The organism is Candidatus Neomicrothrix sp. (genome assembly GCF_035329545.1).
GTDB lineage: Bacteria > Actinomycetota > Acidimicrobiia > Acidimicrobiales > Microtrichaceae > Microthrix > Microthrix subdominans.
This window is the reverse complement of record NZ_DAOLGP010000056.1, coordinates 1-15,271: the sequence shown is the minus strand read 5'-3', so window position 1 is coordinate 15,271 and position 15,271 is coordinate 1. Positions and strand designations below refer to the sequence as shown.

Genomic DNA, 15,271 nt, shown 5'->3' with positions numbered 1-15,271 from the left:
GGCTCCCGGCTGACCACCTGCGCCGGTTGGCCCGTACCCGCTAGGGCATCGGTCGCCGCCAGCACGAGCGGGGCTGGAACGCCCGATGTTCGGGCCAGTTCGATCACTGCGCTCTCGACGGTGGCGGGCACGGCGGCGATGATGCCGCTGCTCAGCTGGGCCACCGCCGGGATGATCTCGTCCTCCGACTCGATATCGATCAGCAGGGTCGATCGCTGGGCGCCCACGGATGCGGCGCCCGTGATGGCCACCACCGGATCGTGCCAGCCATGCGCGGTCAGCAGGTCGGCCAGGGCCCGCTCCGTTGCGCGCTGCAAGCCGGCGTCATCGCCAGCGCCAGCGCCAGCGGCAGCGGGGTCGGTCGGTTCGCCGGAGCGGCCGGAGCCGGGAGGCGCGCTCACGGCAGGTCGTCCAGGTACGAGGGCTTGGAGATCGCCAGTCGTCGCTCGACATCCCGGCGAACGAGGGGCAAGGCCTCCTTGGCGAACCCGGCGTCGCCGTCACGAAGCCGATCATCGAGGGCAACGAGCAACCCGCCGGTGTCGATGCCCTCCAAGCGCGCGGTGTCTCCTGGGCCGTCGGCACGGAGCAGTACCCGCAGGTCGACCGCGACATCGTCGCCGGGGTCGACGACCTCCCGGGCCAGGATCCGGCACAGGTTGGCCACTACCCGGGCTGCATGCGCTGCACCGCCGGACGTGGCGGGTACCACCTGGTCGGCCAGGGCGGCCGCCATCGCCAACAGGAGCGCCTCGGCGCTCGGTTCGTCCCCCACGCCACTGGAACCTAGTGGGTCACCGGACGCGGCAAGGGCCGGGCGACCCGAGGTCGCCCGGCCCTTGCGGTAAGTGCGTGGACTGCGCGCGGCGCCTAGTACCAGTGGTTGCGACCGCCGATGGCGTTACCGGTGGCGCCCAGGATCCAGAAGATCACGCCGACGACGGCGAGGATCGCACCGATGGTGTACAGGATGCCGATCTTGGCGAGAATGCCAATGAGGATGAGGATTACACCGAGAATGATCATGATTGATGGCCTTCCCTCGGGCCGTTGCGGCGGTGACAACTTGTCCCGTCCGCTGCCTCTTCGTACCCGGCTCTCCATGAGCGAAACCTCAGGTTGAGCAATTGCTCCGAACCGGGGAGCGCAAACGACCGCCAGGGCGCGCTCCGGGCTCCCGAGTTGCGTGGCCTCTCCGAACCGGGGAGCGCAAACGACCGCCAGGGCGCGCTCCGGGCTCCCGAGTTGCGGACTGGAGTGGTTCCCCGAGGCGCTGGCCGAGCCCAGCCACCGCCCAGCCACCGCCCAGCGGCCGTCATGATCGGTCGACCGGGCTCCCGGGTCGTGGGGCCGGAGAGTCATGCCTCGCCGGAGTAGCGAAACTGGGTATGGTCAGAGTCGGGCCGGGAGCTGCCGGCGCCCGAGAGGAGCCGTCGCCATGTCAGACAATCGTCGATCGACCGTCAACCGGGTGCTCGATGCCCACCCGGTGGCCAGCTGGGACGACTACGTCGCCACCGGGGGAGGTGCCGGGCTGGCCGCCGCCGCCGAGCTCGACCCGGTCGAAGTGATCGCTGTGATCAAGGCCTCGGGGCTGCGCGGTCGCGGCGGCGCCGGGTTTCCCACCGGGGTGAAGTGGCAGACGGTCCTCGGCAACGAGTCCTTCACGGCGCCCACCTCGGTGGTCGTCAACGCCGCCGAGGGCGAGCCCGGCACGTTCAAGGACCGCACGCTGCTGCGCACCAACCCTTACCGGGTGCTCGAGGGTGCGCTGATCGCCGCCTACGCCGTGTCGGCGCCCCGGGTGGTCGTCGCGATGAAGGGCTCCTTTGAGCGAGAGCTGGAACGGATGCGCACCGCCGTCGAGGAGCTGCGCGAGGCCCGGGTGGCCACCGACGTGACGATCTCGGTGGTCGAGGGGCCCGACAGCTACCTGTTCGGCGAGGAGACCGGCCTGCTCGAGGTGATCGACGGCCGCGGTCCGTTTCCGCGGGTGGCGCCGCCCTATCGACGAGGGATCGAGCCCGAGGACCGCAACCGCGAACGAAACATGGCCTCCAACGTGCAGCTGGCCACCGAATCTGGAAGCGCCGAGTCGCCTGCCCTGGCCAACAACGTCGAAACGCTGGCCCACGTCAGCCAGATCCTGGCCCACGGGGCCGATTGGTTCCGGGAGCTGGGGACCGAGCACTCGCCGGGAACGTTCATCGCCACCGTCTCGGGCGACACCACCCTCGCCGGCGTCGGTGAGTTTCCGATGGGCGTGACGCTCCAGCAGGTGATCGACGACCTGGGCGGCGCACCGAAGGAGCAGCACCGCTATGTGGCAGCGGTGTCGGGCACCGCCAACGCCATGATCCCAGCGGAGCGGTTCGACACGCCGGTCACCTACGAGCACATCCGCGACATCGGCTCGGGACTGGGGTCGGCAGGGTTCCTCGTGTTCGACGAGGAGACCGACCTGGTGGCCGTCGCAGCCGGCATCGCCCACTTCCTGGCGGTCGAGAGCTGCGGGCAGTGCGAGCCGTGTAAGAGCGACGGCGCCGCCATCAGTACCCACCTGGACATGATCCTCTCCAACGACGGCTCGCCCCGAACGCTCGCCGCGCTGTCGAGCCTGTCGAGCACGGTGTCCAACGGGGCCCGCTGCGGCCTGGGCCGCCAGCAGGAGGACGTCACCACCGGAGCACTCAAGTTGCTGCGCACCGAATTTCGCGAGCACGTCCAGGGCCGCCGGCCACCGGTCGAGCGGGTAACGATCGCCCCGATCGCAGACCTGGCGGGCGACGAAGCGATCCTCGACGACCGCTACGCCGACAAGAACCTGGACTGGACCCACGGGGGAGTCGACTCCGGAGAGACACCGGTGGACCGGCTGCGGGGCGCCAGCCCCGAGATCACCGAGGCCAGCCAGGAGCGTCCGAAGCCCGTCGACGAGGCCGCGTCCGTCGGCAAGGGTTACGCCTTCGAGCTGTTGGACATCGCCCACGAGGCGATGCGATCGGCCCTCGACAACGCTCAGCGCAGCGAGGGTGAGGAGCGCCTGGCCCATCTCGACGAGCTCGAGCGCATCCTGGCGATCTACCTGGACGTCGGCCAGCGCATCTTGTTCCCCATGCTGCGACGGGTGGCGGCCGTGCCCGGCGACGATGCCGCCTGGACCGCCGCCTACGACGCCGATGCGGCCGAACAGTGCCTGACCCTGGTCCGCGAGGCGCGCGGCGTTGGCAACCTGGACGACATCACGGCCGACATCGAGGTGCTGATCGCCGAGGAGGAGATGGTGGTGGAGCCGCTGCTGAGCCGCCACCTGAGCGACGCCGACATCGTCGAACTGGGCAATGCGATGCAGGCGACGATCGACCTCGATATCGAGCGAAACGTCGGCGCCCCCAAAGCAAAGGGGTAGCGGAATAGAGCGGCCGGGCGAGCGGCGGTAGCGTCGCCGTCGGGTCCCCACCTGTGGACCCGTCGCCGGTGAAGCGGCGTCCAGATCGAGATGACCGAGGAGCCAGCGTGGACTACCGCACCGAAACCGATTCGATGGGCGACGTCAAGGTGCCCGCCGACGCCTACTACGGGGCGTCCACCCAGCGGGCGGTCGACAACTTTCCCATCTCGGATCTGCGGTTCAACCGTCGCTTCATCTGGGCCCTCGGGCTGATCAAGGGTTCGGTCGCCACCGTCGCAGCCGAGCGGGGGGACAAGGACGCCGAGGCATCCGACGCCACCCGCCGCGCAGCCGATGAGGTGATGGAGGGGGCGCTCGACGCCCAGTTCGTGCTCGACATCTTTCAGACCGGTTCGGGCACCTCGACCAACACCAACGCCAACGAGGTGATTGCCGCCCGGGCCTCCGAACTGCTCGACGGCGAGTTCGGCACCCACCGCGTGCACCCCAACGACGACGTCAACTACGCCCAGAGCTCCAACGACGTCATCCCGACCGCGATCCACCTGGCCACCGTCGCCGCCATTCGCGAGGAACTGCTGCCGGCCCTCGACGTGCTGGCGAGTGACCTGGAGGCCAAGGCCGCCGAGTTCACCGACGTGGTCAAGTCGGGCCGCACCCACCTGATGGACGCCACACCGGTGACCCTCGGCCAGGAGTTCGGCGGGTTCGCCAGCCAGATCCGTCACGGTCAGGCCCGCCTGGAACGAGTGCTGCCCGAGCTGGAGGAGTTGGCCCTGGGCGGGACGGCCACCGGCACCGGCATCAACGCCCCCGACGGCTTTGCCGCACGGGTGATCGAGGTGATGGCCGAGCGCACCGGCATGGCGTTCCGCGAGGCCGACGACCATTTCGAGGCCCAGGGTGCCAAGGACGCAGCGGTGGCCGCCGCCGGCGTGCTCAACACGATCGCCGTGTCCTACCTGAAGATCGCCAACGACATCCGATTCCTGGGTTCCGGCCCCACCTCGGGCATCGGCGAACTGAAGATCCCGTCGCTGCAGCCCGGCTCGTCGATCATGCCGGGCAAGGTCAACCCGGTGATGTCCGAGATGATGATGCAGGTGGCCGCCAAAGTGGTCGGCAACGCGTCGACGGTCAGCTGGTCGGGCGCGCTGGGCAACTTCGAACTCAACGTGATGATGCCGGTGCTCGCCCACGCCCTGCTCGAGTCGGTCGACCTGCTGGCCAACGCAGCCACCACGTTCGCCGAACGGTGCGTGCGCGGCTGTGAGGCCAACGTCGAGCGGGCCCGCGAACTGGTCGAGCGCAACGCGATCGTCGTCACCGCCCTCAACCCATACATCGGCTACGACAACGGTTCGCGCATCGCCAAGCAGGCGGTGGCCACCGGCGCCTCGGTGCGAGAGCTGGTGCTGGCCGAAGGGCTGATGGCCGAGGACGAACTCGATGCTCACCTCGACATCAAGAAGATGACCGAGGGCGGCGTGGTCTAGCGGACGGCCGACACCGCCGGTCGGCTCGATCCAGACCATCTCGCCGTCAGGTCGGCGGCGAGATGGTGATCGATCAGCGACTGTGCCCGCATCCCGAGCAGCAGGTTGTCGACCTGGACGGGCTCTTGTTGGGGGTAGTCGATCAGAAACGCACGCTCGGCCTGCACCTCGTGCTCGGCGTCGGCCATCACGTGAACCTGAAAGAACCAACGAACCCGCTCGGAGCATCCCAGGCGGTCGACGCACTCGACCATGCGCCCGTTCGGCACGACCGAGTCCATCTCGAACAGCGACAGCTGCCCCAGCACCACGCCCCGCAGCCGCCGACGCAGTGCCCCGAGGGAGACGAGGTTGGAGGTGGCGAGCGAGGGGCCGGTGCACAGATCGATGTGGGCGTTCGGCGTCGGGTTGATGCCCAAATCGACGAGGGCGTCGGCAAACAACTCTGCGTGGGAGCGGGCATGGCCCACGCCGTACTCGCCGGCCTGGATGTCGCACAACGCCCGTTTGACCGATCCGCTCAGCCGGGGGATGACGAACGTGTGCGGATCCGCCTCCTTACCGTGGTAGGGCGTGCGCAGGATCATCGACTCGATGAGCTGGTCGAGCGTGCCCTCCTCAGCGAGATACCGGGAGGGTGACGGACCATCGAGGGTGAGCAGCCGCCTCACCTCCGCAGCCGGGTCGGCGAGTTCGGAGCCCAGGGCCGCCCACAACGAATGCTCGAACCACTCCGCCAGCGCCGTCCGCCACCGAACCACCGTCGAGTCCCATTCCCACGCATCGTCCACGCCCGCCCAACCGGTGTAGTGGAGCTCGTTGAGGACGTACAGGGCGAGGTGGGCGTCGTGATCGAACGGGCCGGGATTCATTTCCCACAGCTCGTCCAGCGTGGGAGCCGGACCGCCGCCCACGCTGTTCGCAAGCAACGAGCACACGCCGTCGGACAGGGTGCCGACCGCACTTGGCAGGGGAGAAGTCATGGCGACTAGATACCGCCGTCGGGGGAGATGTAAACGCTTCCCTGGCATGAGATCGGCAACAACCCCACGTCGTCGCTTTCCTCCAATGGCCGACAACGCGAACGGGCCACCCGCCCTAGCAGGTGGCCCGTTGGCGTTCTCGCACAGGTGCGAGGCCGATCTAGTCGTTGCCGGTGAGCTTGTCCTTCACCGTGTCGACGGCGTCCTTGATCTTGCCGCCGGCCTTGTCGGCCTTGCCTTCGTGCTTCAGGTCGTCGTTGCCGGTGAGGTCACCGGCCGCTTCCTTGATCTTGCCCTTGGTCTCGTCGGTGCTCCCTGACATGCGGGTTCCTCTCGGTTAGCGACGCGTTGGTTTGCGTCGTCGTCGACCTGTCTTTACCCACGCTGCGGCAGGTTCATGCATCGACTTTGTGAGAGGCGCTATTTCTGGCTTTTAGAAGCGCCGGTCGTTCGTCTTTTTCTTGGGCGGAGCCTTGAACGGCGCCTCGATCATCATCTCGAAGCGGCCGTCGTCGGGCTGGTTGGGCCCGTTGAGGTTCTGGAGGAACATTTTCAGCGACTTGCGTGCGGGCGGCACGTGGTCGCCTTTGAGGGAGGCCGAGCGGCTCAGCGCATCCTTGGCCTTCTCGACGCGCTCCTTGCGCTTGGCCTTCTCCTCGTCAGAGAATGTCCGCTGCACCTTGTTTGCCTTGGCCTCGGCGGCCGCTGCGCGGCGGGCCTCGGTCTCCTGCAACGGTGTGAGCTTCTTGCGGGGCGCCATGGGTGCGAATCCTTCTGCGTCGGGGGAGCAACAAACTTAGCCGGGGAGCGCGGTCGCTCCAGTTCTCGGCGGGCTCGGTCCGGGCTGGCTTCGGCTGCGGCCCTCCGGAGCAGACCTCAGCTGATGAGGCCGACGCCGATCAGCAGCGCCCCGGTGGCGCTGAGGGTGGCCAGCGCCCGGGACGCGGGCACGAGTGCCGCCGGAGCGTGGGGGGACTGGGCCACGAAGGCACCCAACCCGGACGCCACCGCCAGCAGGATCTTGAGGCTGAGGGCGATTTGATAGTTGATGCCGAGCGCGCTCATCGAAGGCAGCGCCAGGATGTTCCAGATCCCGGTGGCGACCAGCAGGCCGTAGGCGGGCCAGGAGATCTTGGCGAAGGCAGACATCACCTTGGCCGGAGCAGCCGCGTCGATCGAGCGCAGCGTCGGGACGAGCCCGGCGATCACGACCATGCCCCCCAGCCACACGGTGGCCGAACCGACATGGAGGAACAGGCGCAGAACGTCGACGGCAGGGCGCACGGGGGCTCCAGGATGCATGGGACGGCGTGGCCGGGGCGAACACCTCGGTGAGCGATGTCCCGAAGGCGTGATCCACCCGAAAAGACAGGTGGCCCCCGGGATGGGTGGGCATCCCGGCGGGCCGAGAGTCAGTATGGCAGATCGCTCCGGGTGGTGACCATGCAGGTGACCAACGTCTCAGCCTGATTGGTAGCAGCTGCGCGGCCTCGGCCTCAGGTCAGCGCCTCGAGCACCGCCGAGGCCGGCAGGCGCCGGTCGGCGTCCACGTGGTCGCCGGGAATCCGGCCGAACCCCAACCCGGCGATCAACTCGATCGCGCTGCGCATCTCCCGCAGCGCGCGCGGTGGCGGGAAGTACTCGTCCTCCTCGGTGATGCGAATCTCCTCGACCCCGGCTGAGGGGGAGAGTCGCTCGATCACCTCGGACACCAGGTCCTCGGGTGCGGATGCGCCGGCGGTCACGCCCACCACCCCGGCGAGGTCCGCCGGGAGTTCTTCGGCGGCGTTGACCCGATACACCCGTTCGCAGCCCGCCTCTCGGGCCAGCTTCTCGAGCGCCAGGGTGTTGGACGAGTTGGCCGAGCCGACGACGACGACCGCGTCGCAGCGCGGGGCCAGCTCCATCAGCGCCGACTGGCGGTTGGTCGTGGCGAAGCACAGGTCCGAGCGGCCGGGCATCCACAGCTCGGGGAACCGGTCCCGGGTGGCCTCGGCCACGTCGGACCAGTCCCGGTGGCTCAAGGTGGTCTGGGCCAGCAGGGCCACCGGCGTCTCAAATGGAGGCAGCTCCGCCACCTCGTCGATCGACTCGACCCTGTGGATCGAGTCGGGTGCCACCGCCATGGTGCCGACCGCCTCCTCGTGGCCCTCGTGACCGACGTAGACGATCTGGAAGCCCTTACCCGATCGAACCTTGACCTCGTGGTGCACCTTGGTGACCAGCGGGCACACGGCGTCGACGACCAGGCCGCCGCCGGCTCCGGCAGCTCGCACCACCTCGGGCGCCGAACCATGGGCCGACAGCATGACCGGCGCTCCCTCGGGCACTTCGGACACGTCGTCGACGAAGACCACACCCTGCTCCTCGAAGCGCTGCACCACCCGGGCGTTGTGGACGATCTCGTGGTAGCAGTACACCGGCGGCTCGTAGGTTCGAACCAGCCACGCCAGTGCCTTGATCGCCATCTCGACCCCGGCACAGAAGCCTCGGGGCGACGCCAACAGCACCAGCTCGACGCCGTCACCCGTCCCCCGGTCGAGATTCGATTCCGCAGTGCTGTCCAAGTCGCTCACGCTCCTGCTTTCCGGGTCGCCAACGCCGATCAGGCTACCGGCCAGTACCCTGTTGATTTGTGTCAGCCCCGATCGTCGTCGCCGTAACGCCCGACAGCCCCGCCGATCTGGCCGGGCTGGTCGTCGGCGACGAGTTGGTGAGCGTCAACGGCCAGGCGATCCGCGACGTGATCCAGTGGCGGGTGCTCACCGACGAGCCCGAGGTACACCTCGAGGTGGCCAGGGGTGGGCTGGAGACCGAGGTGGAGCTGCGCAAGGAGGCGGGAGCGCCGCTGGGCATCGAGGTCGACGCCGCCGTGTTCGACCGGGTGCGCACCTGCGACAACCACTGCGAATTTTGTTTCATCCACCAGCTGCCGCCGGGTATGCGCCGCAGCCTGTCGCTGCGCGACGACGACTACCGCCTGTCGTTTCTGTACGGCAACTTCACCACGCTCACCCGCTTCACCGAGGCCGACCTGGAACGGGTGATCACCGAGGGGCTCAGCCCGCTCTACGTCTCGATCCACGCCACAGATCCCCACGCCCGCACCGAGATGCTGCGCAACCCGCGCGGCGCGACCAGCCTGAGGTGGCTGCGAGCCCTGCTCGACGCCGGGGTGGAGGTGCACGGCCAGATCGTGGTGTGCCCGGGGGTGAACGACGGCGGTGTCCTGGAGGACACCCTCGCCGGCGTGCTCGAGGAGTACCCCCAGCTGGCCGATGTGGCACTCGTGCCGCTGGGCGTCTCCCGATACAACAAGGAGCCCCGCATGCGGCCCCACACGACCGCCGAGGCCCGCGCCGTCGTGTCGACCGCCGAGCGCTGGGCCGAGCTGGCCGTCGAGGTCCTTGGACGGCGCATGATCCATGTGGCCGACGAGTACTACCTGCTCGCCGAGCTGCCGTTTCCGGACCCAGAGGCCTACGAGGGCTTCGGCATGCACGAGGACGGCATCGGCATGGCCCGGGCCTTCGAGGCCGAGCTGTTCGGCAGCAGCGACGAGGCGATCGGTGTGCAGCCAGGCTTCTTCTCCTGGGTCGACGGTGCTCCGGCGACCGGCTACCGGGCCCCCCGCTGGGAGGGCGGAGCCGCCGCAGGTGCCGCCGACGGCGGCCTCGGCTGCGGGTCGGCCTCGTTTGGCGCAGCCGCCCCTGATCAGGACTCGTCGAAGTCCACCACCGAGCCGGCACCGGCGACGCTTCCGAGCGCGGGAACCCCGGTGACGTTGGGGGCCACCCGGTCGACCCCGCCAACCGGGCCCCGCCCGATCGGCGTGCTGACCGGAGCGCTGGGCGCCCAGGTGCTCGAGCCGCTCCTCGGGCCGCTGGCCCTCGACGACGTCCGCCTCCTCGTCGTCGAAAACCGCTTCTTCGGCGGGAACGTCGGGGTGACCGGGCTGATGGTGGGGGAGGACCTCATCCGCACGCTCGAGGCCGAGCCGGAGGGCGATCGCTACCTGCTGCCCGACGTCTGCTTGTCCCAGGGCCGGTTTCTCGACGGGTTGACCCCGGACGACCTGCCCAGGCGGGTCGAGGTGGTGGCCACCGACGGGGTGGCGCTGGGCCAGGCGCTGGGCCTGGACGACCGAGCCAGCACAGACAATCCCAGCATGAACGAACGTGAACTGATCGGAAGCCGCAAGTGAGCACATCTGCAACCCCCAACACCACCGCAGGGGACGGGGCACCGCCAGACGCCTCGCTCGCTCGTGTGGCGATCGTCGGCCGTCCCAACGTGGGCAAGTCGACGCTGCTTAACCGCATCATCGGCCGACGCGAGGCGATCGTCGAGGAGCGCCCCGGCGTCACCCGCGACCGTCACGAGACCGAGGCCTCCTGGGCCGGACGGCGCTTCGTGCTGATCGACACCGGCGGGTGGTCCCAGCGCGGCGACGACCTCGATGCCAAGGTGTCGGCCCAGAGCGAGGCGGCGCTCGACGAGGCCGACGTGATCCTGTTGATCGTCGACGCCACCGTGGGCTCCACCGACGACGACGACCAGGTGGCCGGGCTGATCCGTCGGCGGTCCACCCCGGTGCTCGTCGTAGCCAACAAGGTCGACGACACCGGCCGCGAGGCGCTGATCTGGGACTTCCTCGGGCTCGGGCTGGGCGATCCCTTCCCCATCTCCGCTCTCCACGGTCGCGGCACCGGCGACCTGCTGGACGCAATCGTCGACCTGCTCCCCGAGGGCGTCGGTATCGAGCCGGGACCGGTCGAGGAACGCGCACCGTGGGAACCCTTCGTCGACTCCCAGGCCATCCCCGAGGACGACCCCGACGAACCACTTCTCGACCACACGACCGGAAAAGAGGTGTCCGTCGCGCTGGTCGGTCGCCCCAACGTGGGCAAGTCCACACTGTTCAACCGACTGATCGGCTCGGAGCGCGCGGTGGTGCACGATATGCCCGGCACGACCAGGGACTCGGTCGACACCGTCGTCGACACCGATCTGGGTGCCCTGCGCTTCATCGACACCGCCGGGATGCGGCGGCGGGCCCGGGTGGATACCGGCACGGAATACTTCTCGATGGTGCGTGCCCTCCGCTCGGTCGACACCGCCAACATCGCGCTGCTGGTCATCGACGCCACCGAGGGCGTCACCCACCAGGACCAGCGGCTGGCCGAGCGCATCGACGCAGCCGGCTGTCCGATCGCGGTGATCCTCAACAAGTGGGAGCTGCTCAGCACCGAGGCCCGCCACGACGTCACCTGGCAGGTCGGCCAGAAGCTTCACTTCATCGGCGAATCGCCCGTCCTGCGCATCTCGGCGCTCACCGGCAAGGGCGTCCAGCGCATCCTGCCCGCGCTCGAATCGGCGATCGACGCCTACCAGACCCGCATCCCCACCCGGCTGGTCAACGAGGCGATCCGCGCCGCCCAGCAGGCCCAGCCCGCCCCGCACGGGGCCCGGGTGCTCTACGCCACCCAGGGCGCCACCCAGCCGCCCACCTTCACGCTGTTCGCCAACCGGGACCTGCCCACCAGCTACGTCCGCTACCTGGAACGCAGCCTGCGGGAACGCTTCGGCCTGGAGGCCTCGCCGATCAAGCTGCGCGTGAAGCGCCGCGATTGATCAGCGCACCTCGCCGGGACCCCCGGCAGGTAGTGTGATCCGTCGTGAGCGTGCACGTACTGCAACTGATCGGGGCAATCGTGGCCGCTCTCGGAACGGGGGTGTGGGCCAGCGCAACGTGGGCCCGCTGGCGGGGTAGCCAGCGGATCCTGGCCGACGAGCCCAGCAGCGATGCCGCCGCCATGGCGCGAGCATCGATCCGCCAGCACCTGCACGCCGTGCTGTTGTGGCTGGTCGTGTTCGTCGTCGCCGTCGTCCGTGGGTTGACCGCCTCGGCAACGGACATGACCGGGACCTGGGTGGCCATGGTTGCGCTGATACCGCCCGCCTGGATCACGGTGATTCAGGCACGTCGGGGCTCCGAGGACGGCCGCCTGTTTCTCACCCGGCTGCGTCTCGACCAGCGGGCCCAGGAAGTCATCGCCCAGGAGTCCGAGGTGACCGCCAAGTGGACCGACAGGCTGGTGCCGGCCTTTATGGAGGAGGTGGACGACCTCGAGTTCGGTCGTGCCTCCCACGCCGGCGCCGGGCTGGTGACCGGTGACTTCCTCGACGTCGTTCCGCTCGGCCACGGGCGCTGTGCGCTGGTCATCGGCGACGCCACCGGGCACGGGGTGGATGCGTCGATCTCGGCCTTCCAGTCCAAGTACGTGTTGCGGTCCTACCTCCGACGGTTCCGTGACCCGGCGCAGGTGCTCGACGAACTCAACGAGCACCTGGGGGCCAGCTCCGGTCCCGAGGACCTGTTGTCGGTGTTGGTGGCGATCGTCGATACCGAACAGGGCACGCTGCGCTATGCGTCGGCGGGCCACTGCACCAACCTGGCCCTCGTCGAACGTGAACTGGTCATTCTGCGCTCGACCGGACCGCTGTTGATGTTGGACCGCAACGCCCACTACGCCAGCCGCGAGGTGGCGTTTGGAACCGAGGATCTCTTGTTGTTGTACACCGATGGGCTCGTCGAGGCCCGCAACTCGTCCAACGCCCAATTCGGCACCGAGCGCATCGGCCAACACCTGCGTCGGGAGGCCACCAGCGCCGCCGAAGTGTTGGCCAAGAGCCTGCTCGATTCCGCCGTCGACCACGCCTCCGGCCAGCTCAACGACGATCTCACCGTGCTGGCGGTTCGTCGCAAGTGAGCGCCGACGCCGAATCCACAACCGACGCCGAACGGCTGGCGGCGGCCGGGGCGCGCGCCCGGGCGGGCAACCTCGAGCGGGGCCGGGCCAAGCTGGATGCCCAAGGCAAGCTCTTCGTTCGCGACCGCATCGACCTGCTATGCGATCCGGGCACCTTCGTCGAGGACGCGCTGCTCGCCAACGCCTCGGCCACCGACCTACCCGCCGACGGCGTGGTCACCGGCATCGGCGACGTCGACGGTCGCCCGGTGGTCGTCGTCGCCAACGACCCGACGGTCAAGGCAGGCTCGTGGGGCGCCCGCACGGTCGAAAAGATCGTCCGGGCCACCGAGGCCGCACTCAGCCAGGAGCTGCCGATCGTCTGGCTGGTCGACTCCGCCGGCGCGCGCATCACCGATCAGGTGCAGCTGTTCCCCGGGCGGCGCGGCGCCGGGCGCATCTTCCACAACCAGGTCAAGCTGTCTGGTCGGGTGCCCCAGGTATGTGCCCTGTTCGGCCCGTCGGCCGCCGGCGGCGCCTACATCCCCGCCTTCTGCGACCTGGTGATCATGGTCGAGGGCAATGCCTCGATGTACTTGGGCTCTCCCCGCATGGCTCAGATGGTGATCGGCGAGGAGGCGACGCTGGAGGAGACCGGCGGGGCCCGCATGCACGCCACCGTGTCCGGCTCCGGCGACAACCTGGCCGCCGACGACGAGGAGGCGATCGCCGCCGTTCGCGCCTACCTCACCTACCTGCCGGGTAACTGGAAGCTGCCACCGCCGGTGTACGAGCCGGTGCCGCCGGTGCGCCAGCTCGACGACACGATCGTCCCCGCCGAGGACACCGCCGGCTACGACGTGCACGAGGTGATCGACGGGCTGATCGACGCCGAGTCGTTCTTCGAGATCAAGCCGCTCTTCGCCCCGGAGCTCGTCACCGGCTTCGGGCTGATCGAGGGGCGGCCGGTGGGCATCGTCGCCAACAACCCCGCCATCGTTGGCGGCGTCCTGTTCGTCGACTCCGCCGACAAGGCGGCGCGGTTCATCTGGCTGTGCGATGCGTTCAGCATCCCACTGGTGTTCCTGGCCGACGTACCCGGGTTCATGATCGGCACCGAGGTGGAGCGCCAGGGCATCATCCGCCACGGCGCCAAGATGATCACGGCCGTGTCCGAAGCGACCGTCGCCAAGATCTCGATCATCCTCCGCAAGGCCTACGGGGCCGGTCTGTACGCCATGGCGGGCCCGGCGTTCGACCCGGTCGCCACGCTGGCTCTGCCCACCGCCAAGATCGCGGTCATGGGGCCCGAGGCGGCGGTCAACGCGGTGTTCGCCAACAAGATCGCCGAGATCACCGATCCGGCCGAGCAGGAGGCTTTCATCGCCGAGCGTCGAGCCGAGTACGAGGCCGACGTCGACCTGTTGCGCCTGGCCTCCGAGCTGGTGGTGGACGCGGTGATCGACTGGGGCGAGCTGCGGCGGGAGATCCACCTGCGGCTCAGCCGGGCCGAGGGCCGGGTCCGACACTTCTCCGACAGGCGCCACGGCGTCCCACCGGTGTAAACCAGAGACCCGGAGGTTTTGCCATGCCGTGGTGCTCGGACTGCGACCGCTTCTACACCCAGTCCACGCTGAACAGCGATGGAACCTGCCCGGAGGGTCACCAGGCCGAGCCCATCCCGCCACCCAACACGGCTGCAGCCGCAGATACCAATCAGGCTCCGGTCGAGGACGACGGCAGGACGGCGCCCTGGCACTTCTGGCTGATGGTGGCCGCCCTGACGATCTACCTGGGCTGGCGCCTGGTGCAGGGCATCATGTGGGCGATCGGCAAGCTGTAGCCAACCCGGCAGCCCGCTCGGCGGCGATCAGTGGCGTCGGGGGTCGACACGCATCACCAGCGCCCCCACCATCGTCGCCACCGCCAGGAGCAGCGGCGGCAAGGTGAGGGGGATCAGCGTGTCGACCAGGAAGTTGGCGTCGAAGCCTGAGAACGCGCGGTCCATCTGCAGGTACCACCCGTAGACGACGTCGATCAGCAGCACGCCGCCGAGCACGAAGGCCACCGGCGCCGCCAAGGCCCGCCTCCTGCTCGCCAGTGCCACCAACGTGAGTACGCCGGCCACGATGCCCGCCGCCATCACGCCGATGGCGACCTGCTCGCGCAGCGGGAAGTCGACCACCGTCGTGCCGATCCTGATCAGACGCCACAGGCCGCCGAGCGCATACACCGCTGCGGCGGCGGGAATGCCGGCCCACAGGTTCCAGTGCCGGCCGCCGGTTGGAGCCGGCCCTGTCGAGGCGTAGCCCGCTGGTGCGTGGCTGGTCGGAACCTGCTGCGCCTGTGCGGTCGGCGCCGGCTGAGGGACGCCGTAGGCGGTGGTGGCGGGCTGCATCTGCGGGTAGGCCTGCGTGGGGGGCGACCCTGGGGCCGGACCGCTCGGCGACCATTGGCCTGCGGCGGGCTGAACCGGGGCGGGCGCGCCGGGGAGAGGCTGCACCGCCGTCGGGTCAGGCGAGGGTTCGCCGGGGGCCGACCACTGTGGTACCGCCGTGCCGTACACCGACGTCGCCGGACCGTCCGAGCCTGGTTCCGCTGCGCCCGCCGTGCCGTAGGCCGCTGTTG

At 69.2% G+C, this 15,271-nt stretch carries 14 protein-coding genes and 2 pseudogenes; 7 read left to right on the top strand and 9 right to left on the bottom strand.

Annotated features, from left to right (window positions below; translation table 11 throughout):
- The 3 genes and pseudogenes from PKD89_RS18865 to PKD89_RS18855 form a co-directional block, all read right to left on the bottom strand.
- Positions 1-401: pseudogene (locus tag PKD89_RS18865) on the bottom strand (hypothetical protein); the annotation flags it as partial.
- Positions 398-775, bottom strand: coding sequence for a DUF6285 domain-containing protein (locus tag PKD89_RS18860; RefSeq protein WP_289012275.1), 378 nt, complete (start codon positions 773-775; stop codon positions 398-400). The gene PKD89_RS18860 and the pseudogene PKD89_RS18865, both read right to left, overlap by 4 nt.
- A gap of 95 nt (positions 776-870) precedes the next feature.
- A complete protein-coding gene (locus PKD89_RS18855) occupies positions 871-1,026 on the bottom strand; it encodes a DUF6131 family protein (RefSeq protein ID WP_287378244.1) in 156 nt (51 codons plus the stop codon).
- 412 nt (positions 1,027-1,438) lie between these two features.
- On the opposite strand from PKD89_RS18855, the gene PKD89_RS18850 reads away from it, so the two are divergent.
- Together PKD89_RS18850 and PKD89_RS18845 are read left to right on the top strand one after the other, a co-directional pair.
- Positions 1,439-3,409, top strand: a complete 1,971-nt coding sequence (locus tag PKD89_RS18850; RefSeq protein WP_289012276.1) for an NADH-ubiquinone oxidoreductase-F iron-sulfur binding region domain-containing protein — start codon at positions 1,439-1,441, stop codon at positions 3,407-3,409.
- Positions 3,410-3,516: 107 nt separating this feature from the next.
- The gene (locus PKD89_RS18845; RefSeq protein ID WP_289012277.1) at positions 3,517-4,908 is read left to right on the top strand and encodes a class II fumarate hydratase; all 1,392 of its coding nucleotides are present in this window, start codon (positions 3,517-3,519) and stop codon (positions 4,906-4,908) included.
- Here PKD89_RS18845 and PKD89_RS18840 read toward each other — a convergent pair.
- The 5 genes from PKD89_RS18840 to ispH form a co-directional block, all read right to left on the bottom strand.
- A complete protein-coding gene (locus PKD89_RS18840; protein WP_289012278.1) occupies positions 4,905-5,891 on the bottom strand; it encodes an iron-containing redox enzyme family protein in 987 nt (328 codons plus the stop codon). The two genes, PKD89_RS18845 and PKD89_RS18840, sit on opposite strands and share 4 nt — an antisense overlap.
- A 160-nt stretch (positions 5,892-6,051) precedes the next feature.
- Positions 6,052-6,213: a CsbD family protein gene (locus PKD89_RS18835; protein ID WP_287378235.1), complete on the bottom strand. Its 162-nt coding sequence runs from the start codon at positions 6,211-6,213 to the stop codon at positions 6,052-6,054.
- Between the two features lie 111 nt (positions 6,214-6,324).
- Positions 6,325-6,651 carry a hypothetical protein gene (locus PKD89_RS18830; protein WP_287378232.1) on the bottom strand — a complete coding sequence of 109 codons (327 nt, stop codon included), beginning with the start codon at positions 6,649-6,651 and terminating at the stop codon, positions 6,325-6,327.
- A 116-nt stretch (positions 6,652-6,767) separates the two neighbouring features.
- A complete protein-coding gene (locus PKD89_RS18825) occupies positions 6,768-7,175 on the bottom strand; it encodes a hypothetical protein (protein WP_287391806.1) in 408 nt (135 codons plus the stop codon).
- A 212-nt stretch (positions 7,176-7,387) separates the two neighbouring features.
- Complete coding sequence (gene ispH, locus PKD89_RS18820; RefSeq protein WP_289012279.1) at positions 7,388-8,467, bottom strand: 4-hydroxy-3-methylbut-2-enyl diphosphate reductase; 1,080 nt, start codon at positions 8,465-8,467, stop codon at positions 7,388-7,390.
- Positions 8,468-8,526: 59 nt separating this feature from the next.
- Between ispH and PKD89_RS18815 the strand changes: the two genes are divergently transcribed.
- Genes PKD89_RS18815 through PKD89_RS18795 form a run of 5 tightly spaced genes read left to right on the top strand, consistent with a single transcriptional unit; the run spans position 8,527 to position 14,486 of the window.
- The gene (locus tag PKD89_RS18815) at positions 8,527-10,095 is read left to right on the top strand and encodes a DUF512 domain-containing protein (protein WP_289012280.1); all 1,569 of its coding nucleotides are present in this window, start codon (positions 8,527-8,529) and stop codon (positions 10,093-10,095) included.
- Positions 10,092-11,525 (top strand): ribosome biogenesis GTPase Der, encoded by a 1,434-nt coding sequence (gene der, locus PKD89_RS18810; protein WP_287391812.1) that lies wholly within the window; start codon positions 10,092-10,094, stop codon positions 11,523-11,525. The genes PKD89_RS18815 and der overlap by 4 nt, the downstream gene beginning before the upstream one ends.
- Before the next feature lie 44 nt (positions 11,526-11,569).
- Positions 11,570-12,664 (top strand): PP2C family protein-serine/threonine phosphatase, encoded by a 1,095-nt coding sequence (locus PKD89_RS18805; protein WP_287378220.1) that lies wholly within the window; start codon positions 11,570-11,572, stop codon positions 12,662-12,664.
- Positions 12,665-12,699: 35 nt separating this feature from the next.
- The gene (locus PKD89_RS18800) at positions 12,700-14,208 is read left to right on the top strand and encodes an acyl-CoA carboxylase subunit beta (protein WP_349257389.1); all 1,509 of its coding nucleotides are present in this window, start codon (positions 12,700-12,702) and stop codon (positions 14,206-14,208) included.
- A gap of 23 nt (positions 14,209-14,231) precedes the next feature.
- Positions 14,232-14,486 carry a hypothetical protein gene (locus PKD89_RS18795; RefSeq protein WP_289012282.1) on the top strand — a complete coding sequence of 85 codons (255 nt, stop codon included), beginning with the start codon at positions 14,232-14,234 and terminating at the stop codon, positions 14,484-14,486.
- Between the two features lie 27 nt (positions 14,487-14,513).
- Here PKD89_RS18795 and PKD89_RS18790 read toward each other — a convergent pair.
- A pseudogene (locus tag PKD89_RS18790) lies at positions 14,514-15,271 on the bottom strand (hypothetical protein); the annotation flags it as partial.